This is a genomic window from Leifsonia sp. Leaf336 (assembly GCF_001423695.1).
Classification (GTDB): Bacteria; Actinomycetota; Actinomycetes; order Actinomycetales; family Microbacteriaceae; genus Leifsonia.
Genome location: NZ_LMOZ01000001.1, coordinates 1,158,268 through 1,178,078 on the forward strand (window position 1 = coordinate 1,158,268; position 19,811 = coordinate 1,178,078).

Annotated in this window: 16 protein-coding genes; 10 read left to right on the forward strand and 6 right to left on the reverse strand. The window is 69.2% G+C overall.

Annotated elements, in window-relative coordinates:
• Window positions 1-122: 122 nt before the first annotated feature.
• Together ASF88_RS05650 and ASF88_RS05655 are read left to right on the forward strand one after the other, a co-directional pair.
• Window positions 123-1,655, forward strand: coding sequence for an ABC transporter permease (locus ASF88_RS05650; RefSeq protein WP_055915362.1), 1,533 nt, complete (start codon window positions 123-125; stop codon window positions 1,653-1,655).
• A complete protein-coding gene (locus ASF88_RS05655; RefSeq protein ID WP_055915365.1) occupies window positions 1,655-2,668 on the forward strand; it encodes an ABC transporter permease in 1,014 nt (337 codons plus the stop codon). The genes ASF88_RS05650 and ASF88_RS05655 overlap by 1 nt, the downstream gene beginning before the upstream one ends.
• A gap of 47 nt (window positions 2,669-2,715) precedes the next feature.
• Here the strand turns inward: ASF88_RS05655 and ASF88_RS05660 are convergent, their stop codons facing one another.
• Window positions 2,716-3,342, reverse strand: a complete 627-nt coding sequence (locus tag ASF88_RS05660; RefSeq protein WP_055915366.1) for a PH domain-containing protein — start codon at window positions 3,340-3,342, stop codon at window positions 2,716-2,718.
• A gap of 68 nt (window positions 3,343-3,410) precedes the next feature.
• On the opposite strand from ASF88_RS05660, the gene ASF88_RS05665 reads away from it, so the two are divergent.
• The 3 genes from ASF88_RS05665 to ASF88_RS05675 all read left to right on the forward strand — a co-directional run bounded on the left by ASF88_RS05665 (window position 3,411) and on the right by ASF88_RS05675 (window position 7,820).
• Entirely contained in the window at window positions 3,411-5,267 is a 1,857-nt protein-coding gene (locus tag ASF88_RS05665) for a dipeptide ABC transporter ATP-binding protein (RefSeq protein WP_055915369.1), read from the forward strand.
• A 139-nt stretch (window positions 5,268-5,406) separates the two neighbouring features.
• Window positions 5,407-7,323, forward strand: a complete 1,917-nt coding sequence (typA, locus tag ASF88_RS05670; protein ID WP_055915372.1) for a translational GTPase TypA — start codon at window positions 5,407-5,409, stop codon at window positions 7,321-7,323.
• Between the two features lie 26 nt (window positions 7,324-7,349).
• The gene (locus tag ASF88_RS05675; protein ID WP_055915375.1) at window positions 7,350-7,820 is read left to right on the forward strand and encodes a hypothetical protein; all 471 of its coding nucleotides are present in this window, start codon (window positions 7,350-7,352) and stop codon (window positions 7,818-7,820) included.
• A gap of 9 nt (window positions 7,821-7,829) precedes the next feature.
• Here the strand turns inward: ASF88_RS05675 and efeB are convergent, their stop codons facing one another.
• Genes efeB through efeU form a run of 3 tightly spaced genes read right to left on the reverse strand, consistent with a single transcriptional unit; the run spans window position 7,830 to window position 11,213 of the window.
• The gene (efeB, locus tag ASF88_RS05680; RefSeq protein WP_055915377.1) at window positions 7,830-9,101 is read right to left on the reverse strand and encodes an iron uptake transporter deferrochelatase/peroxidase subunit; all 1,272 of its coding nucleotides are present in this window, start codon (window positions 9,099-9,101) and stop codon (window positions 7,830-7,832) included.
• A 7-nt stretch (window positions 9,102-9,108) separates the two neighbouring features.
• Window positions 9,109-10,290, reverse strand: coding sequence for an iron uptake system protein EfeO (gene efeO / locus ASF88_RS05685; protein ID WP_055915380.1), 1,182 nt, complete (start codon window positions 10,288-10,290; stop codon window positions 9,109-9,111).
• Window positions 10,291-10,343: 53 nt separating this feature from the next.
• A complete protein-coding gene (gene efeU / locus ASF88_RS05690) occupies window positions 10,344-11,213 on the reverse strand; it encodes an iron uptake transporter permease EfeU (RefSeq protein WP_055915383.1) in 870 nt (289 codons plus the stop codon).
• Window positions 11,214-11,312: 99 nt separating this feature from the next.
• Between efeU and ASF88_RS05695 the strand changes: the two genes are divergently transcribed.
• The 4 genes from ASF88_RS05695 to ASF88_RS05710 all read left to right on the forward strand — a co-directional run bounded on the left by ASF88_RS05695 (window position 11,313) and on the right by ASF88_RS05710 (window position 14,728).
• Window positions 11,313-11,705: a DUF6113 family protein gene (locus tag ASF88_RS05695; protein ID WP_055915386.1), complete on the forward strand. Its 393-nt coding sequence runs from the start codon at window positions 11,313-11,315 to the stop codon at window positions 11,703-11,705.
• 45 nt (window positions 11,706-11,750) lie between these two features.
• Entirely contained in the window at window positions 11,751-12,071 is a 321-nt protein-coding gene (gene fdxA / locus ASF88_RS05700; RefSeq protein ID WP_021762463.1) for a ferredoxin, read from the forward strand.
• Between the two features lies 1 nt (window position 12,072).
• Window positions 12,073-13,218, forward strand: coding sequence for a succinyldiaminopimelate transaminase (gene dapC / locus ASF88_RS05705; RefSeq protein ID WP_055915389.1), 1,146 nt, complete (start codon window positions 12,073-12,075; stop codon window positions 13,216-13,218).
• Window positions 13,219-13,465: 247 nt separating this feature from the next.
• The gene (locus tag ASF88_RS05710; RefSeq protein ID WP_055916724.1) at window positions 13,466-14,728 is read left to right on the forward strand and encodes a citrate synthase; all 1,263 of its coding nucleotides are present in this window, start codon (window positions 13,466-13,468) and stop codon (window positions 14,726-14,728) included.
• Window positions 14,729-14,743: 15 nt separating this feature from the next.
• On the opposite strand, the gene ASF88_RS05715 is transcribed toward ASF88_RS05710, so the two are convergent.
• Together ASF88_RS05715 and ASF88_RS05720 are read right to left on the reverse strand one after the other, a co-directional pair.
• Window positions 14,744-17,368 (reverse strand): penicillin acylase family protein, encoded by a 2,625-nt coding sequence (locus tag ASF88_RS05715; RefSeq protein ID WP_055915392.1) that lies wholly within the window; start codon window positions 17,366-17,368, stop codon window positions 14,744-14,746.
• 87 nt (window positions 17,369-17,455) lie between these two features.
• A complete protein-coding gene (locus tag ASF88_RS05720; protein ID WP_055915395.1) occupies window positions 17,456-18,079 on the reverse strand; it encodes an SACE_7040 family transcriptional regulator in 624 nt (207 codons plus the stop codon).
• Window positions 18,080-18,197: 118 nt separating this feature from the next.
• On the opposite strand from ASF88_RS05720, the gene ASF88_RS05725 reads away from it, so the two are divergent.
• Window positions 18,198-19,811, forward strand: coding sequence for a carboxyl transferase domain-containing protein (locus tag ASF88_RS05725; protein ID WP_157498246.1), 1,614 nt, complete (start codon window positions 18,198-18,200; stop codon window positions 19,809-19,811).

The window sequence follows — 19,811 nt, forward strand, 5'->3', positions numbered from 1 at the left end:
CCCCGTTATCATGTAGTCGGCGGTCGTGATCCGACCGTTACCTCGAAATCGCGCCAGGCGAGCCCCCCGCTCCGCCGATCAACCCGTTCGTGGCGCGCCCTGTCAGTGAAGGTTTTGAACCTATGGCGAGTTTCATCCTGAGACGACTCCTGGTCTCAGTGCTCATCATCATCGCCGCTTCGTTCCTGATGTACATGCTGGTCGCGTACAGCGCCGACCCGCTCCAGGATCTGCGAAGCAGCAATTCCCCCAACAAGACGCAGCTCATCAATGCGCGCATTCAGCTCCTCCAGCTCGACATCGCCCCGCCGTTGCGGTGGCTGCTCTGGCTCGGAGGTGCGGCCAAGTGCCTCATCCCGTTCGCCAATTCGTGCGACCTGGGATCGACCATCTCGAACGCGAAGGTGGTGGACATCCTCCCGCAGGCGCTCACCTCGACCGTTCAGCTGGTCACCGTCGCGCTCATCCTCGCGATCCTCCTCGGTGTCACCATCGGCATCGTGACCGCCCTGCGGCAGTACAGCGGACTCGACAACGTCGTCACGTTCCTCAGCTTCTTCCTGTACTCGCTCCCGGCATTCCTCGTGGCCGTGCTCCTCAAGGAGTTCGTGGCCATCGGCTTCAACAACTTCCTGGCGAATCCGACGATCCCCTGGTGGGTGGCCGTCCTGATCGGGTTGGTGGCCGGACTCATCTGGCAATCGCTCATCGGCGGCGACATGCGACGGCGCGGCATCACCTTCGTCGTCTCCGGCGTCGCGACGGCCGGCGTCCTGCTGCTGATGAGCGTGACCAACTGGTTCCTGCACCCGGGCCTCGGTCCCGTCGTGATGATCATCCTGATCGCCGCCACCGTGATCGGCGCGACCGCGCTGACCGCGGGACTGCAGAACCGCCGCGCCCTGATCTCCGCGAGCATCGCGGGTGCTGTGGCGCTGGTCTGCTACTTCGGGCTGCAGTGGCTGTTCGACATCTCCACGCCGTCCACGATCATCATCCTGGCGATCGTCGCGATCATCGTGAGCCTCGCCATCGGCTGGTTCGTGGGAGGCTACGACCGCGGCCAGAACATGCGCGTCGCGGTGATCGTCACGATCGTGTCGGGCTTCCTGATCGTCGTCGACCGGTTCATGCAGGCCTGGCCGACGTACTTCCAGGACACCAACGGCCGCCCGATCGCGACCGTCGGCTCGTCGACTCCTGGTCTCGAAGGCGACATGTGGGTGAACGGTCTCGACACCTTCACGCACCTGGCGCTTCCGACCATCGCCCTGCTGCTGATCTCGTTCGCGTCCTACACGCGCTACTCGCGCGCCGGCATGCTCGAGGTGCTCGGCCAGGACTTCATCCGCACCGCGCGCGCGAAGGGCCTCCCGGAGCGCACGGTCGTGGTCCGCCACGCGTTCCGCAACATGCTGATCCCGATCACCACGCTCGTCGCCTTCGACGTCGGCGCGCTTCTCGGTGGTGCGATCATCACCGAGAAGGTGTTCGCGATCCCGGGCATGGGCTCCCTGTTCAACGCCGGCCTGCAGCGCGGCGATCTGAACCCGGTGATGGCGTACTTCCTCGTCATCGCGATCATGGCGATCCTGTTCAACTTCCTCGCGGATCTGTCCTACGCCGCACTCGACCCGAGAGTGAGGGTCCGCTGATGTCCACGACCGAACCCATGATCGCCGATGAACTGCGGGAGCCGAGCGCTCCGCCCGTCAGCCAGGGCAAGCTCATTTGGAAGCGATTCCGCTCGAACAAGGTCGCCGTCGGCAGCGCGATCCTGTTCATCCTGATCGTGCTGTTCTCCATCTCCGCGATCGGCATCGGGCCGATCCACGGCTGGTGGAAGTACAACTACGTCGAGCTGAACGACCAGGTCTCGCAGGGCGCTCCCACCTGGGAGCACCCCTTCGGCCAGGACCGCATCGGCAAGGACTACTTCGCCCTCACGATGCGCGGCATCCAGAACTCGGTGCTGGTGATGGTCGTGCTCGGTCTCATCGCGAGCGTGGTCGGTGTCGTCGTCGGCGCCATCGCGGGCTACTTCCGCGGTGTGGTCGACGCGATCCTCATGCGCATCACCGACGTCTTCATCGTGATCCCGGCGCTGGTCATCGGCTCCGTCGTCGGTCACATGTTCGGCGGCCTCGGCGCGTTCTTCCTCGCCCTGATGCTGGGCTTCTTCTCGTGGATGGGCATCGCACGTCTGGTGCGCGGCGAGTTCCTCTCGCTCCGCGAGCGGGAGTTCGTGGAGGCGGCCCGCGTCGCCGGCGCCTCGGACACGCGGATCATCTTCAAGCACATCCTGCCGAACGCCATCGGCGTCGTCATCGTCGCCTCGACGCTGATCATGGCCTCGGCCATCCTGCTCGAGACCGCGCTGTCGTTCCTCGGCTACGGCATCCGTCCGCCGGACGTCTCGCTCGGTCTGCTGATCAGCTCGAACGAGTCGGCGTTCCAGACCCGTCCGTGGCTGTTCTGGTGGCCCGGTTCGTTCATCGTGATCCTGGCGCTGCTGGTCAACTTCGTCGGTGACGGTCTGCGCGACGCGTTCGACCCGCGCCACCGCCGGTTCAACCTCCGCAAGATGCGCGAGGAGGAGCCGGAGCCCGGCGAGGACGGTCAGTCCGGACCCCGCACGGGCGCGGCCCTCGCGGAGGACGTGCTGTGACATCCGCCCGCGCTGCGCTGCTGGTGGTGGCCGCCGGTTCTCCGGCGTCAGGCCGCCAGCAGCGCAGCGAGCGTGCCGGCGACGAGCACGATCAGCACCGCCAGCGTGGCGAGGTGCCAGCGGATCGTCACGGGCGTCTCGTCCGCGAGACCGCTGTCGACGGCCCCGCTCTGCTGCAGCTGCGTCCAGCGGCGGCGCACCACCTCGGCCGCGGCGCCCGACTCGGTCGAGAGCAGGTCGCCCGGGCGGCGCACGCTGTCGGCGACGGCCGGCTTGCCGACGCGGCCCTTGGTCTCCTGGCGGGTGGCGCGCAGCGTGCGCGCCGTGCCGGGAGCGGGCGCGGACCAGACCGGGAACGCGCGGCCGGGCGTGTACAGCGTGAGGGCGTACTTGGTGTCCACGTGGATGAGCGCCTGCCACGGGATGCGGATGGTGCGCGTGACGTTGACCACCTCGATGCCGTCGTCGGCGATCGTCAGGCGCGGACGCCAGAGCAGCGCCCAGCCTATGAAGGCGAACAGCGCGCACGGCACCACGTAGAGCAGGCGCACATCGTGCACGCTCACCAGAAGGCCGACGATCAGGGCGGCCGCGGCCGCCCAGATCAGCACGGCAAGGACCCGGTTGAACCGGGACACGAAAACCTCGCGCTCGGCGGGGGAGACGTAGGGCATGGCTCCATGCTCTCATCCCGCACCGTCTCCGCCTCGCCCGAGCGCGCCCCCGAAAGGAACCACGAATCATGACCGAGAACACCACCGGTGGGGCCGGGGTCGTCGTCGGCGCCCCCGTGCTCGAGGTCACCGACCTGTCCGTCGATTTCGGCGTCGACAACGTCTGGGTGCCCGCGGCCAAGAAGCTGAACTACTCGATCAAGGCGGGGGAGGTGCTCGCCATCGTCGGCGAGTCCGGCTCCGGCAAGAGCGCGAGCTCGATGGCGATCCTCGACCTCCTGCCGCAGAACTCCCGCGTGCAGGGTTCGATCAAGCTCGAGGGCCGCGAGCTCACCGGGCTCACCCCGCCGCAGATGCGCCGCGTGCGCGGACGCCAGGTCGCGGTGATCTTCCAGGAGCCGATGACGGCGCTCAACCCCGTGTACACGGTCGGGTCGCAGATCATCGAGACGCTGCGCATCCACTTCGGGATGTCGCCGCACGAAGCCAAGGAGCGGGCACTCGAACTGCTCGCCATGGTCGAGCTTCCCGACCCGGTGAAGGCGTTCAACTCGTACCCGCACCAGCTCTCGGGTGGCCAGCGTCAGCGCGCCATGATCGCGCAGTCGATCTCGTGCGACCCGAAGCTGCTCATCGCCGACGAGCCGACCACCGCACTCGATGTGACCGTGCAGGCCGAGATCCTGGAGTTGATCCGCAGCCTCCGCGACCGCCTCGACAGCGCGATCCTGCTGATCACCCACGACATGGGCGTCGTCGCCGACCTGGCCGACAACATCGTCGTGATGCGCAAGGGCGACATCGTGGAGTCCGGGACGGTCAAGGAGGTCTTCGACGCCCCGCAGCACCCGTACACGATCGCCCTCCTCAAAGCCGTGCCGCACCTGGGCCAGCGCGAGGACGAGGAGATCGACACGACCGCCGCGCTCGCCGCCGGCACGGAGAACCCCGACGCCGAATACGCCGAGCGCATCCGCGTCAACGAGCGGATCGCCGTAGCCGCTCACGAGAAGGCCGAGATGGACAAGCGGAAGGTCGTGGTCGACTTCGAGAAAGTCGCCATCGAGTACCCGAAGCACGGCCGCGTGCCGGCCTTCCGGGCCGCGACCGACATCGACCTGACCATCCACGAGGGCGAGGTCGTCGGCCTGGTGGGAGAGTCGGGCTCCGGCAAGACCACGCTCGGCCGTGCCGCCATCGGCCTGCTCCCGATCCACTCGGGCAAGCTCGTCGTCGCCGGGCAAGACATCAGCAACGCGGGTCGCGATGAGATCCGCAAGCTGCACCGCAACGTCGGCATCGTGTTCCAGGACCCGTCGTCGTCGCTGAACCCGCGCCTCCAGATCGCCGACTCCATCGGCGAGCCGCTGCGCCTGGCGAAGGGCCTCAAGGGTCAGGCACTCGCCACGGAGGTCGACCGCCTCCTCGACAGCGTCGAGCTGCCGCGCGCCTACCGCAGCCGGTTCCCGCACGAGCTCTCCGGCGGACAGAAGCAGCGCGTCGGCATCGCCCGCGCGCTGTCGCTGAAGCCGCAGGTGCTGATCGCCGACGAGCCGACGAGCGCGCTCGACGTCTCGGTGCAGGCCCGCGTTCTGGAGCTGATGCAGCAGCTCCAGAAAGAGATGAACTTCGCGTGCCTCTTCATCACGCACGATCTCGCCGTCATCGACGTGCTGGCCGACCGCATCGCGGTGATGCACCACGGCAACCTGGTGGAGGTCGGCACGCGCGACGAGATCCTGCGCTACCCGAAGGAGGCCTACACGCAGCGCCTCCTCGCCGCCGTGCCGCTGCCCGACCCGGAGCAGCAGCGCGCCCGCCGCGCGCTGCGACTGGAGCTGCTCGCCGCAGGCTCCGACGAGGTCGTGCCGGTCAACGAGGGCCTGCCCCAGGAGCCGGAGCCGCCGGTGGCCCAGGGGCTGTAGAGCCGAAAGCGACGAACGCCCTCCGTTCTGTGAACATCCGCGGAACGGGGGGCGTTCCGCATGGCGACGGTTGCACGCTCGCGCTGGGATAGAATGGACCGTTCCCCATTTCTTTCTGACGAGAGTCGAGCCTTCACGCATGTCCGAGAACGCCGTCGCCCACCGCGACGATCTGCGCAACGTCGCGATCGTCGCCCACGTCGACCACGGCAAGACCACGCTGGTCGACGCCATGCTGCGGCAGACCAACTCGTTCGGCGACCACGAGCACGTCGAAGACCGTGCCATGGACTCCAACGAGCTGGAGCGCGAGAAGGGCATCACGATCCTCGCCAAGAACACGGCGATCTCGTACAAGGGCAAGCACGCCCCGAACGGCCCCATCACGATCAACGTGATCGACACCCCCGGCCACGCCGACTTCGGCGGTGAGGTCGAGCGCGGCCTGTCGATGGTCGACGGCGTCGTGCTCCTGGTCGACGCGTCCGAGGGCCCGCTGCCGCAGACCCGGTTCGTGCTGCGCAAGGCGCTGGAGGCCAAGCTCCCCGTCATCCTGCTGGTCAACAAGACCGACCGTCCCGACGCCCGCATCGAGGCCGTCGTGCACGAGAGCCAGGATCTGCTGCTGGGTCTCGCGAGCGACCTCGCCGACGACGTGCCCGACCTCGACCTCGACGCCATCCTCGACGTCCCCGTCGTCTATGCGTCCGGACGTAACGGCGCTGCCAGCCTCAACCAGCCCGAGAACGGCTCCCTGCCCGACAACGGCGACCTCGAGCCGCTCTTCGAAGCCATCCTCGAGCACATCCCGGCTCCGACCTACGACCCGGAGGCCCCGCTCCAGGCGCACGTCACGAACCTCGACGCGTCGCCGTTCCTCGGCCGCCTCGCGCTGCTCCGCATCTTCAACGGCACGCTCAAGAAGGGCCAGACCGTCGCCTGGGTGCGTCACGACGGCGACGTGCACAATGTGCGCGTGACCGAGCTGATGATCACCAAGGCGCTCGACCGGTACCCGGCCGAGAGCGCCGGCCCCGGCGACATCGTCGCGGTGGCGGGTTTCGCCGACATCATGATCGGCGACACGCTCGCCGACCCGGACGACATCCGCCCGCTTCCGCTCATCCACGTGGACGACCCCGCGATCTCGATGACGATCGGCACCAACACCTCGCCGCTGGTCGGCAAGGTCAAGGGCCACAAGCTCACTGCCCGCATGGTCAAGGACCGCCTTGACCGCGAGCTCATCGGAAACGTGTCGCTGCGCGTCCTCGACATCGGCCGCCCCGACGCGTGGGAGGTGCAGGGCCGCGGCGAGCTGGCCCTGGCCATCCTGGTCGAGCAAATGCGCCGCGAGGGCTACGAGCTGACCGTCGGCAAGCCGCAGGTGGTCACCAAGAAGGTCGACGGCAAGACGTTCGAGCCGTTCGAGCACCTGACGATCGACGTGCCGGAGGAGTACCTCGGTGCGATCACCCAGCTGCTCGCGGCGCGCAAGGGCCGCATGGAGAACATGGCGAACCACGGCACCGGCTGGGTGCGCATGGAGTTCATCGTCCCCTCGCGCGGCCTGATCGGCTTCCGCACGGAGTTCCTGACGATCAGCCGCGGCACCGGCATCGCCAACGCGATCTCGCACGGCTACGACGAGTGGGCCGGCCAGATCGTCACCCGCAGCAACGGCTCGATCGTGGCCGATCGCTCCGGCGTCGTCACCCCGTTCGCCATCATCGCGCTGCAGGAGCGCATGACCTTCTTCGTGAACCCCACCGAGGAGGTCTACGAGGGCATGGTCATCGGCGAGAACTCGCGCGCCGACGACATGGACGTGAACATCACCAAGGAGAAGAAGCTCACCAACATGCGCTCCTCCACGGCCGACACGTTCGAGTCGATGACGCCGTCGCGTCAGCTCACCCTCGAGGAGTGCCTGGAGTTCGCCCGCGAGGACGAGTGCGTCGAGGTCACCCCGGAGGCCGTGCGCATCCGCAAGGTCGAGCTCGACGCCACCGCCCGCGGTCGTGCGGCCGCCCGCCTGAAGCGACAGGACGCCTGAGCGTCGCCTCGGCGCATAATCGAACCATGAGACGCTCGCGTCTGCTCGCGGTCCCGGTCGCGGCCCTCCTGGTGCTGGGGGTCGCGCCGGCTCTCGCGGGCTGCAGCTTCCAGACGGTCGTGAAGAACGTCACCGGCGGCAACGTGGACATCGGCGGGAACAAGGTCCCCGCCGACTTCCCGTCTTCCGTCCCGCTGTTCTCGGGCGCGGTCGTCTTCGGAGCGAGCGTCGGCAGCGGTCACGGCAAGGTCTGGAACGTGACGGTCAAGGTGCCCGACGCGAAGGCCTACGCGGACATCCAGAAGCAGCTGACCGACGCCGGTTTCAGCGGCCAGTTCGGTGCGCAGGGCCCCGACGGCGGAGGCACGGGCACGTTCGCGAACGACCAGTACGGCGTCCTCGTCGTGGTCACCGACGCCGGCAGCAACGGCTGGGTCGCCAACTATTCGGTGTCTCGCGCCGCCGTCGATTCACCCACGCCGACGCCGACGCCGTAGCAGTAATCGCTACGCGAACAGCCCCGCCCCGACGTACGACCCCTCGCGTACTCCCGGCGGCACGGCGAAGATCGCCGAGCCGACGTGCTTGAGGTATTCGTTCATCAGGTCGTTCTTCGCCAGCCGGTTCTGGATCGGGATGAACTGCGTGCGCGGGTCGCGCTGGAAGGCGATGAAGAAGAGGCCCGCGTTCAGTCTGCCCAGGTCGTCGTTGCCGTCGACGAAGTTGTAGCCGCGCCGAAGCAGCTGCGCGCCGTCGTTCATCGAGGGGTGCGCGAGGCGCACGTGCGAGTCCGGGTCGATCTTGGTGCCGCCGGCCGGCGACAGCGCGAGGAAGTTCGGCTCCGTGAACTCCGTCCCGCCCGACAGCGGTGCGCCCTCGCCCTTGTCGCGGCCGATGATGCGCTCCTGCTCGCCCAGCTGCTGACGGTCCCAGGTCTCGATGACCATGCGGATCTTGCGGGCGACGAGGTACGAACCGCCGTGCATCCATGACGACCCGTCGGATGCCGCCGCCCAGACCTGGTCGTCGACGATGGTGGAGTCCTCCGCCTTGATGTTGGCCGTGCCGTCCTTGAATCCGAACAGGTTGCGCGGCGTCGCCTGGCTGCGGGAGGTCGAGGAGGTGCGCCCGAAGCCCAGCTGCGACCAGCGGATGGCCGCACGGCCGAACGCGATGCGCGACAGGTTGCGGATGGCGTGCACGGCGACCTGGGGGTCCTCGCTGCACGCCTGCACGCAGAGGTCGCCACCGGTGAGGGCGTCGATGAGGGCATCGCCGGGGAAGTGCGGGAGGTCGACCAGGGCGGCGGGCCGCTTGCCCGCGATCCCGAACCGGTCGGTTCCGTCGGCGGCCCGGAAGAGCGTCGGGCCGAACCCGAACGTCAGCGTGAGACCGCCCGGGGGGAGGTCGAGCGCCTCCCCGGTGTCGTCGGGCGGAGCGTCGGATGGCCCGGACGCCGGGCCGTACGTGCCGGCCGCCTCGCCCTGCGTCATCCGCGCGGCCGCCACCGTCCAGTCGCGCAGCAGCTCGATGAGGCCCTCGCGGTCGAGACCCGGGGCGACGTCGAATGCCGCGAAATGCAGGCGGTCCTGCGCCGGGGTGACGATCCCGGCCTGGTTGGCCCCGTAGAAGGGATAGGTCGCGTCGGAGGGGGAGCTGCCGACCGCGTGGCCCACGGCCGCTCCGGCCCCGAACCCGACGATGCCGGCCCCGACGGCGGCGCCGGCGAGGCCGAGCATCCCGCGCCGGGACAGGCCGGCCGACTTCTCCTCGCTCATCCGGCTCCTACTTGACCAGGATCGAGGTGAGCTGGCTGAGCGGCTCGCTCAAGGCGTTGACGGAGTCCGAGAGCTCCTTCACCTGCGCGGTCGTCAGCTGGGTGTATGCGACGTAGCCGTCGCCGGACGCGTACTGCGCGAGCAGGGTGTCGATCGTCGCGAACTCGCTGTCGAGCTTCTTGGCGGTCGTCGTGCCCGTGCTGCCCTTCTGGAGCAGGATCGCCCGGACGTTGCCGTAGGCGACCTCCGCGCCCTCGACGTTGGCCTTGAAGTCCCACAGATCGGTGTGCGAGAACGTCTCCTCCTCGCCGGTGATCTTGCTGCGCGAGACCTCCTCCATCAGGCCGCTGGCGCCGTTGGAGATCTGGTCGAGGGTCAGCGTGAAGTCCTTGGCGTAGACCAGGTCGTAGAGCTTCTGCGTGTCGGCCACGAGCTGGTCGCCGAGGGCCTTGCGGCCCATGGTGTCGGACGGCGTGAACCCGGCGGGAGCCCAGAGGTCCTTCTCGATGCGGTGCCAGCCGGTCCAGGTCTGACCCTGCTCGAGGTCGGCCTCGCGGAGGTCGAGAGCGGGGTCGATGTCGCCGAACTGCTCAGCGGTCGGCTCGATGCGCTCATAGAAGGAGCGCGCGACGGGGTACTGCGTGCGTGCGGCCGCGTCGTCGCCGGCCTCGTAGGCGGCGGCGAACGTCTTCGTGGCGGTGAGCAGCTGCCCGGTCTGATCCTTGACGTAGCTGACGTAGTTGGTCACCGCCTGCGCGACCTGCTTGCTCTCGCTCGCGGTCTTGGTGTCGGCGGACCCCTTGGTCACCGAGAACTTCGCGAGCGAGGTGGGATTGCCGACCATACCCTTCTTGCAGGCGGTGAAGTAGCTGCCCTCGGCCAGCTGGACCACGTAATTCACCGTGGTGCCCGGACCGATGTTCTCCTTCTCGCCCGCGATGCGGAGCTTGTCCTGCGCGAGAACCTCGAACTCGTTGACGTCCGAGCCGCTGTTCGTCACCTGGAACGTGATCGGGCCCGCGGGCGCGGTCGCCGTCTTCACCGTGCAGGAGCTGTCGGTGAGCGTGACCTGGATGGCCTCGGCGTCGGCGGAGGCCTTGTTCGGCACGCAGCCGGTGAGGGCGAGCGCCAGGGCGGCGGTACCAGCGAGGAGGCCGGCGGTCGTGCCGAGGTGACGGAGTCGGGGCATGGGGGTGCTGTGCTTTCTGCTCTGGTGAGGTTCGGGAGGGAGTGCGGGGTGGATCAGGAGGCGACGTGCGCCTGCGGGACCTGCGCGGCCGCCGGTTTCGCCGGCGTCGCGGCTGCCCTGTGGGTGGACCGGTGCTGACGCAGATAGAAGTACCCGACCACGACGATGTAGCCGACCCAGGCGATCACCTGGAACCAGGTGGGCGACGGGTTGAAGTTGAGGATGCCGGCGAGCGCGGTCCCGTACCAGCTCGACGCCGGGATCACGGCGCTGATGTCGTAGGCGTGGATGCCTGCGCCGGGGATCACGCCGGCCTCCTGCAGATCGCCGATGCCGTACGCGAGCACTCCGCCCGCGACGATAACGAGGAACGCGCCGGTCCAAGTGAAGAACGTGCCGAGGTTGATGCGGACCATCCCGCGATAGAGCAGGAAACCGAGGACCGCTGCGGTGATCAGGCCGAGGATCGCGCCGATGACGGGCTCCCAGCCGCCGCCGATGCTGGCGACCGTCGCCCAGACGAACAGGGCCGTCTCGATGCCCTCGCGGCCCACGCTGAGCATCGCAAGGATGACGACGCCCCACCCGGCGCCGACGAGCACGGAGTCGAGCCTGCCCTGCAGCGTCGACTTCATGCTGCGCGCCGTCTTGCCCATCCAGAAGATCATCCAGGTGACGAACCCGACGGCGACGAGCGACAGGGTGCCGCCGACGATCTCCTGCGCCTCGAAGCTGAGCCCGTACGGCCCCCAGGTCAGCAGCGCCCCGATCCCGAGCGGGACGACCAGGGCGATGCCCACGCCGATCCAGAGTTTCGAGAGGACGTCCCGTCGGCCGACCTTCACCACGTAGGCGACGAGGATGGTGACGATGAGCGCCATTTCGAGGCCTTCGCGGAGGCCGATCAGGTAGTTCGCGAGCACAGAGGACCTTCGGACGGAGGTGGGGGAGGTTGGTAAGGCTAACCTTACTCGCTCGACTCTAGATCACCTCCGCCGACCGTGTCCAGCTAGGATTCGAAGATGCCCAGCCGGATCGTCAACGCCGTGCTCCTCGTGCTCGCCGGCGCGGTCGTCGGCGGTATCGGCACCGTCGCGCACCAGATCACCGTCACCTGGGGAGTGCCGATCCCGCTCGGCCTGATCGGCTCCCTCGTCTGCTACACGGCCCTGCTCGTGGGGCTGCGCCTGCTCGGTGACTCGCGCTGGCCGGCCCTCTGCGCGGCTCTGGGGGCGATCGCCGTGATCCTGCTGTTCACGCAGCAGAGTCCGGGAGGTTCGGTGCTGATCCCGAACAACATGATCGGCCAGATCTGGCTCGTCGGCCCCATTCTCATCGCCGCCGTCGTCGTCTCGTGGCCCGACCTGCGCGGTCGTCGCAGGGAGGCCGCCGCCGTCGAGGCGCGGACGTCCTAAGCTAGAGAGACAGCCTCCCGTTTCGCGAAGGGAATCCGAAGCACAGTGACCTACGTCATCGCCCTCCCGTGTGTCGATGTGAAAGACCGCGCCTGCATCGACGAATGCCCCGTCGACTGCATCTACGAGGGCGAACGCTCGCTGTACATCCACCCGGACGAATGCGTCGACTGCGGGGCCTGCGAGCCGGTCTGCCCGGTGGAGGCGATCTACTACGAAGACGACCTCCCCGAGGAGTGGGCCGACTACTACAAGGCCAACGTGGAGTTCTTCGACGACATCGGCTCGCCCGGCGGCGCGGCCAAGGTCGGCGTGATCGCCAAGGATCACCCGGTCATCGCTGCGCTGCCGCCGCAGGCGCACTGACGTGGCGCTCGGAGAGCTTCCCGAGTACCCCTGGGACCTGATGGCGCCCTTCGCGGCGCGCGCCAGGGAGGCCGTGCCGGGCGACGGTTCGTCCGGTGACGCCTCCGGAGTCGTCGACCTGTCGATCGGGTCGCCCGTCGACCCGACCCCCGACCTGATCCGCCGTGCTCTGGCCGACGCGACCGACGCCCACGCCTACCCGCAGACCGTCGGCACGCCTGCGCTGCGGGAGGCCATCGCCTCCTGGTTCGACCGTCGCCGCGGCGTTCCGGGGCTCACCCGCGAGGACGTGCTTCCCACGATCGGCTCCAAGGAGCTCGTCGCCTTCCTCCCGTTCTTCCTCGGTCTGGGGGAGGGGGACGCCGTCGTGCATCCGCGAGCGGCCTACCCCACCTACGCGATCGGCGCCGCTTTCGCCGGCGCGGAGGCCGTCGCGAGCGACGACCCGGCCGACTGGCCGGCGAACACGCGCCTGGTCTGGCTGAACAGCCCGGGCAACCCGGACGGACGGGTGCTGTCGGTAGACGAGCTGGCCTCCGCGGTCGCCCACGCCCGCGAGCTCGGCGCGGTGGTCGCGAGCGACGAGTGCTACGCGGAGCTCGGCTGGGACCGCCCGTGGGACGACGAGCCCATCCCGAGCGTCCTCGACCCCCGCGTGATCGGCGACGACCGCTCCGACGTGCTCGCTGTCTACTCGCTGAGCAAGCAGTCCAATCTCGCCGGGTACCGCGCCGCGTTCGTCGCCGGCGACCCGCGCCTGATCGCCCGTCTCACCACCGTGCGCAAGCACGCGGGACTTATGCTGCCCTCCCCGTTGCAGGCCGCCATGGTCGTCGCCCTGGGCGACGACGCACACGTCGCGCAGCAGCGCGAGCGCTACCGAGCCCGCCGCGAGCTCCTGAAGCCCGCGCTGGAGGCCGCCGGCTTCCGGATCGACCGCAGCGAGGCCGGGCTCTACCTGTGGGCGACCGAGGGGCGCGACGCCTGGGAGAGCATCGGCCGGCTCGCCGACCTCGGCATCATCGCCGGCCCCGGCGTCTTCTACGGCGACTACTACCCCGAGCACGTGCGCCTCTCGCTGACCGCGACCGACGAGCGGATCGCGACCGCGGCCTCCCGACTGCGGGCGTTTGGAGAGACCCTCTAACCATCGATCGCCTCCTTTGCGCGATGCGACAGTTGTCGCGCGGGTTGGCTAGGCTGTACCAGCACGGCTTCTCAGTGACGCTGACACGAACGGCGCGCGAAGCATCCCGAAGACCCCACCAGGAGGCGTTGTGAGCGGACTCGGCACCGATCAGGCCGGAACCGATCAGGCCGGCACCGAGCAGGCTGGAACGGACCAGCCGCAGGCGGAGCAGCGCGGCCCCGCCGGCGAGGCCGCCGTCGCGCAGCTGCGCTACCCGGGTGGAGTCGCCGAGTTCCCGATCCTGCCGAGCACGCAGGGCGCGTCGAGCATCGACCTCTCGAGCCTGACCAAGCAGACCGGGCTGACCAGCCTCGACTACGGATTCGTCAACACGGCTGCGACCCGCTCGGCCATCACGTACATCGACGGCGACGCGGGCATCCTGCGCTACCGTGGCTACCCGATCGAGCAGGTAGCGGAGCACTCGACCTTCCTCGAGGTGGCCTGGCTGCTCATCCACGGGGAGCTGCCCACGCCGGCCGAGCTCGCCGACTTCGACGAGCGCATCCGCCGTCACACCCTCCTGCACGAAGACCTTCGTCGCTTCTTCGACGCCCTGCCGCATGACGCGCACCCGATGTCGGTGCTCTCCAGCGCCGTCTCGGCCCTGTCGACCTTCTACCAGGACTCGCTCAGCGTGCACGACCCGGAGCAGGTCGAGCTCTCGACCGTCCGCCTTCTCGCCAAGCTCCCCGTGATCGCGGCGTACGCGCACAAGAAGAGCATCGGCCAGGCGTTCCTCTACCCCGACAACTCGCTGAGCTTCGTGGACAACTTCCTGCGGCTCAACTTCGGCACCATGGCCGAGCCGTACGAGGTGAACCCGGTGCTCTCGCGCGCGCTGGAGCGTCTGCTCATCCTGCACGAGGACCACGAGCAGAACGCCTCCACCTCGACCGTGCGGCTCGTCGGCTCCACCCAGGCGAACCTCTTCGCGTCGGTCTCCGCCGGCATCAACGCCCTCTACGGCCCGCTCCACGGCGGTGCGAACGAGGCCGTCCTGCAGATGCTCGCGGGCATCCGCGACTCCGGCGAGAGTGTGCAGAAGTTCGTCGAGCGCGTGAAGAACAAGGAGTCCGGCGTCAAGCTGATGGGCTTCGGGCACCGCGTCTACAAGAACTTCGACCCGCGCGCCAAGCTGGTGAAGCAGTCGGCCGACGAAGTGCTCGCCGCGCTCGGTGTGCACGACCCGCTGCTCGACATCGCGAAGGAGCTCGAGGAGGTCGCGCTCGCCGACCAGTACTTCGTCGACCGCCGCCTCTACCCGAACGTCGACTTCTACACCGGCGTGATCTACAAGGCGATGGGCTTCCCGACGCGCATGTTCACCGTGCTGTTCGCGATCGGCCGCGTCCCGGGCTGGATCGCCCACTGGCGCGAGATGACGCAGGACCCGAGCACCAAGATCGGGCGCCCGCAGCAGCTGTACGTCGGCGACGCCGAGCGCAGCTGGCCTGCCGGCCGCTGACCCCGTCGCCCCGGCTCACGGAGTCAGGGTGAGCGTCTGATCGGCTGCGGCCTTCACCGCTTTCGGTGAGAACGGCCAGGGCCGCGTCTTGCCGGTCGCCCAGAGCGGCGCCTGGTCGGCGTAGTGCGGGTCGAACGCGTGCCCGGAGGCTCCGGTCAGGTTGATCCAAGTGCTGCGGTCGAAGTCGGCGAGATCGACGACCATCCGCATCGACGGCACCCGGTCGACCTGGTAGCCGACGGAGGCGTCCCAGCCGGTCGCGTCCACGATGCTCGACCCTCCTCCGACCGGATACGGCCCGCGGTTGAACAGCCATTCGATCGGCGCGACGCCCGACGACCCGAACGAGGCGTTGGTCAGCTCCAGGGTGTGGAGGCTGTCCCACCGCCAGGTCTTCGCGTCCCCGCCGAGCCGGCTCTGCGCCTCCTTCCAGGCCTGATCGGCGGCGTACGCGAACATTTCGTCGCGATCGGACGTGCCGAGCTTGCTGTCGGCCCACCAGGCCGAGTCGGGCTGCTTCGCCAGGGCATCGACGACCGCGAACCAACGGTCGCCTCCCGTCGGTGGAGCGGAGTCCGGCAGCTTGCGCGCGAAAGCATCGGCGAGGAGGTTCTTCCAGAACACCGCGAAGTACGCCGCCGCTGCGCTGTCGGCGTCGTCGTGGTAGTCCCAGCCGCGCAGCAGCGCGGCGGCGCGGGCGGCCCCGGAGGTCGGGTCGGCGTTCGCGCCGACCGCACGGAGGATGGGGACAAGCGCCGCCGCGTTCGCGTCGTACGTGTCCGCCTGGATGGCCGACATGTCCTTCGACGTCAGCTTCGTGCCCGTGTCGAGCAGCTTCTTCAGCCGCACCTCGATCTGGTTGGCGCGGTAGCCGTGGTCCCAGTCCTTGGTGATCATCGCAGGGAAGGCGGGTCCGACCGCGGCGTTGTTCGCGGTCACGATGTAGCCGCTCGGAGGGTTGAGCACGTTCGGCAGCTCGTCGTAGGGGATGGTGCCGACCCAGCCGTACTGGCTGGTCCAGCCCGGCACCGGCACGGTGCCGTCGCCGCTCGCGCGAACGGGGATCAGCCCGGGCGCCTGGTAGCCGATGTTGCCGTCGACGTCGGCGTAGAGCAGATTCTGCGACGGCACCTGGAACGAGGCGGCCGCCGCGCGGAAGCTCGCCCAGTCGTGCGCGGTGTCGAACTCGAAGATGGCGTTCGCCGTCGGCCCGGGTGTGAGCGCCGTCCACTCCAGCGACAGCTGGAACTGCTGGGCGGGCACCCCGAGCCTGCCCGCCTGGTCTTTCGCGATGGCGGCGTAGCCGTCGCTGAGGTCGGTGACGAGCGGCCCGTGGCGCGTCGAGCGCACGGTGATGCGCACATTCGGGCCTCCCGCGACCGTGATCGTCTCGTGCCGGATGGTCAGCGGCTCCTGCTTGCCGTCGTACTCGTAGCTGTCGCCGGTGACCTTCTCGACAAAGAGGTCGGCGACGTCGGGCCCGAGGTTCGTGAATCCCCAGGCGATGCGGGAGTTGTGGCCGATGATGACGCCGGGGAGCCCGGAGAAGCTGAAACCGGCGACGTCGAACGGGCACTTCGGGCCGACCGTCGCGCAGTGCAGGCCGACCTGGTACCAGACCGACGGCATCACCGACCCGAGGTGTGGGTCGTTGGCGAGCAGCGGCTTGCCCGTGGCCGTGTGGGCACCGGAGACGACCCACGAGTTGGAGCCGATGTCGTCGCCTGCGGGTCCCATCAGCTGGGGGAGCGCATCCAGGCTCGCGGCCACCTGTTGCAGACGGTCGCGGTAGGCGTCGGCCGGCACCGCGGCGGCGAGCGCGGCCGTCGCGTCGTCGTCGGCGGTCGCCGACCCCGAGGCCGACGCCGTGGACCCGGCCGGCGCGGCGTCCGGCGTCACGGTTCCCGGTGAGCCTCCGCCGAGCGCCGTGATGGCGGGGTGCTGGTCGTACGCGTAGCCGGGGTGAAGCTCGGCGACCTGCTCGGGCTTCAGCTTCGTCGCCAGCAGCGCGCGGTCGATCTCGTCCTCCAGGTTGGAGCGGAGGTCCCAGGCCATCGCCTTCAGCCACGCGACCGAGTCCGCCGGCGTCCACTTCTCGGGGTGGTAGCCGGGGTTCTGGATGCCGAGGACGGCGTACTCGAGCGAGAGCTCGGCACCGGAGTGGGCGGCGAGGTACGCGTTCACGCCGTCGGCGTAGTCCTGGTAGTACCGCAGGGAGGTCGGGTCGAGCAGCTTGACCTCCTGTTCGGCGACCCGGCGCCAGCCGAGCGTGCGGATGAAGGTGTCGGTGGGCACCTGGCTCGCCCCGAACAGCTCGGACAGCCTCCCCGCGGTGACGTGGCGGCGGAAGTCCATCTCCCAGAACCGGTCCTGCGCGTGCACGTAGCCCTGTGCCCGGAAGAGGTCGTCGGCCGTGCGCGCGGTGATCTGCGGCACTCCCGCGGAGTCGCGCACGACCGTGACCGCGGAATCGAGCCCCGGCACCTTCAGCGCGCCGGAGGTCTGCGGGAACGAGCGCATGACCGTCCAGACGCCGAGGCCTCCGGCGAGCACCCCGAGCACCAGCAGCACGGCGAGCGTGATGCCCAGCGTCCGCAGCACACGATGATGCAGCCTCAGCCGGGGAGTGTCGTCGCCCACCAAAGCTCCTCACGTCGAGTCCGTCGCGCTTCCTCGGACTCTAACCCACGCGGATGACGCAGCCGAGTGGGTGCTGGGCGTCCCGCGTCAGCGCGACGTGAGCGCGGCCCAGGCCATCCGCTCCAGCACCGGGCGGACGGAGGCGTCCGTGCTGTGCGACGCGGCGGCGCGCGCGGAGTGCGGCGTGGAGTTGATGAGCCCGAAGGTGGCCTGCACCCTGACCCGCAGTTCATCGGCGCCGAGCGACGGGTGGAGGTCGCCGAGCACGCGCATCCAGAGCTCGATGTAGCGGCGCTGCAGGGTGCGCACGGCGCGGCGGTCCTCGGCGGTGAGGGCGTCGAGGTCGCGGTCCTGGACGCGGATCGTGTCGGCCTCGGCGAGCGCGAAGTCGACGTGGAAGGCGATCAGCCCGCGGAGGGCGCCCGCTGCGTCCGGCGCCTGCTGCTCGACCGCGGCGCCACCGTCGAGGAGGTTCTCGCTGACGCCGACGAGGAGGGCCGCGAGCACGGCCTGCTTGGACGCGAAATGCCGGTAGACCGCGGGGCCGCTGACCCCGGCCGCCGACCCGAGGTCTTCGATCGAGACGCCGTTGAAGCCGCGCTCCGCGAACATCCCGGCCGCGGCGGCGAGCAGTGCGGCCCGTCGATCGGCCTTGGCCTGGCTGCGCTGCGTGGGGCGCGCGAGCGCGTCTGCCGGAGCGGTCTCGGTCATGTCGGTCGCTTTCGCAGGGTTCCCCCGGGAGGCGGGGCTGGACATTCGGGTTAATGAACACTAACCTAAATTCGAGTTAGTAACCACTAACTCATGTCGACGAAGACGCGGGAGAACCATGACGCTGAGCACGGCACCCACCGAGGCCCCGACTGCCGGCTCGGCCTCCGGAGCCGGCGACGCCGCTCAGCGAGCCCTGGTGGCCGACCTCCGCGAGCGCCTGCGTGTCGCCGCGGCCGGCGGCCCCGAGCGCGCACGCGAGCGCCATGTGGCCCGAGGCAAGCTCCTCCCGCGCGACCGGATCGACACCCTGCTCGACGAAGGCAGCCCGTTCCTCGAGATCGCCCCGCTCGCCGCGACCGGGATGTACGACGACGAGAGCCCCGCCGCCGGCGTCATCGCCGGGATCGGCCTCGTCGAGGGCCGTCACGTGATGATCGTGTGCAACGACGCCACGGTGAAGGGCGGCACCTATTACCCGATGACGGTGAAGAAGCACCTGCGCGCGCAGGAGATCGCACTCGAGAACCGCCTCCCGTGCATCTACCTCGTCGACTCCGGAGGCGCTTTCCTGCCGATGCAGGACGAGGTGTTCCCCGACCGCGACCACTTCGGCCGGATCTTCTACAACCAGTCGCGGCTGTCGGCCGCGAAGGTCCCTCAGATCGCCGCTGTGCTGGGCTCGTGCACCGCGGGAGGCGCGTACGTCCCCGCCATGAGCGACGAGACCGTGATCGTGCGCAACCAGGGCACGATCTTCCTCGGCGGGCCGCCGCTCGTGAAGGCCGCGATCGGGGAGGTCGTGACCGCGGAGGAGCTCGGCGGAGGAGACCTACATGCGCGCACCTCCGGAGTCGTGGACCACCTGGCCGAAGACGACGCGCACGCGCTCGCCATCGTGCGCGAGATCGTCGCCACCCTGCCGCAGCCTGCGGCTCCCGCCTGGGAGGTCCTCCCAGCGCGCGCCCCGCTCGGCGATGCCGAAGAGCTCTACAATGTCGTCCCCGTCGACGTGCAGGCGCCGTACGACGTGCACGAAGTCATCGAGCGCCTGGTGGACGCCGGCGAGTTCAGCGAGTTCAAGCCCGAGTACGGCACGACGCTGGTCACCGGCTTCGCGCACCTCCACGGCCATCCGGTCGGCATCGTCGCCAACAACGGTGTGCTGTTCAGCGAGTCCGCGCTCAAGGGGGCGCACTTCATCGAGCTGTGCGACCAGCGAGGAATCCCGCTGGTGTTCCTGCAGAACATCTCCGGGTTCATGGTCGGACGCGACTACGAGGCGGGCGGCATCGCCAAGAACGGCGCGAAGATGGTGACCGCCGTCGCCACCACCCGGGTGCCGAAGCTGACGGTCGTGATCGGTGGCTCGTTCGGCGCGGGGAACTACTCGATGTGCGGCCGCGCCTACTCGCCGCGCTTCCTCTGGATGTGGCCGGCCTCCCGGATCTCCGTCATGGGCGGAGCGCAGGCCGCGAGCGTGCTCGCGACGGTCAAGCGCGACCAGCTCGAGGGCCGCGGCGAGGAGTGGAGCACGGAGGACGAAGCCGCCTTCAAGGCGCCGATCGCCGCGCAGTACGAAGACCAGGGCAACCCGTACTACTCCACCGCCCGGCTGTGGGACGACGGCGTCATCGACCCCGCCGAGACCCGCACGGTGCTCGGCCTCGCACTGGACGTGTGCTCGCGCGCACCGCTCCCCGACACGGCCTTCGGCCTCTTCCGGATGTGA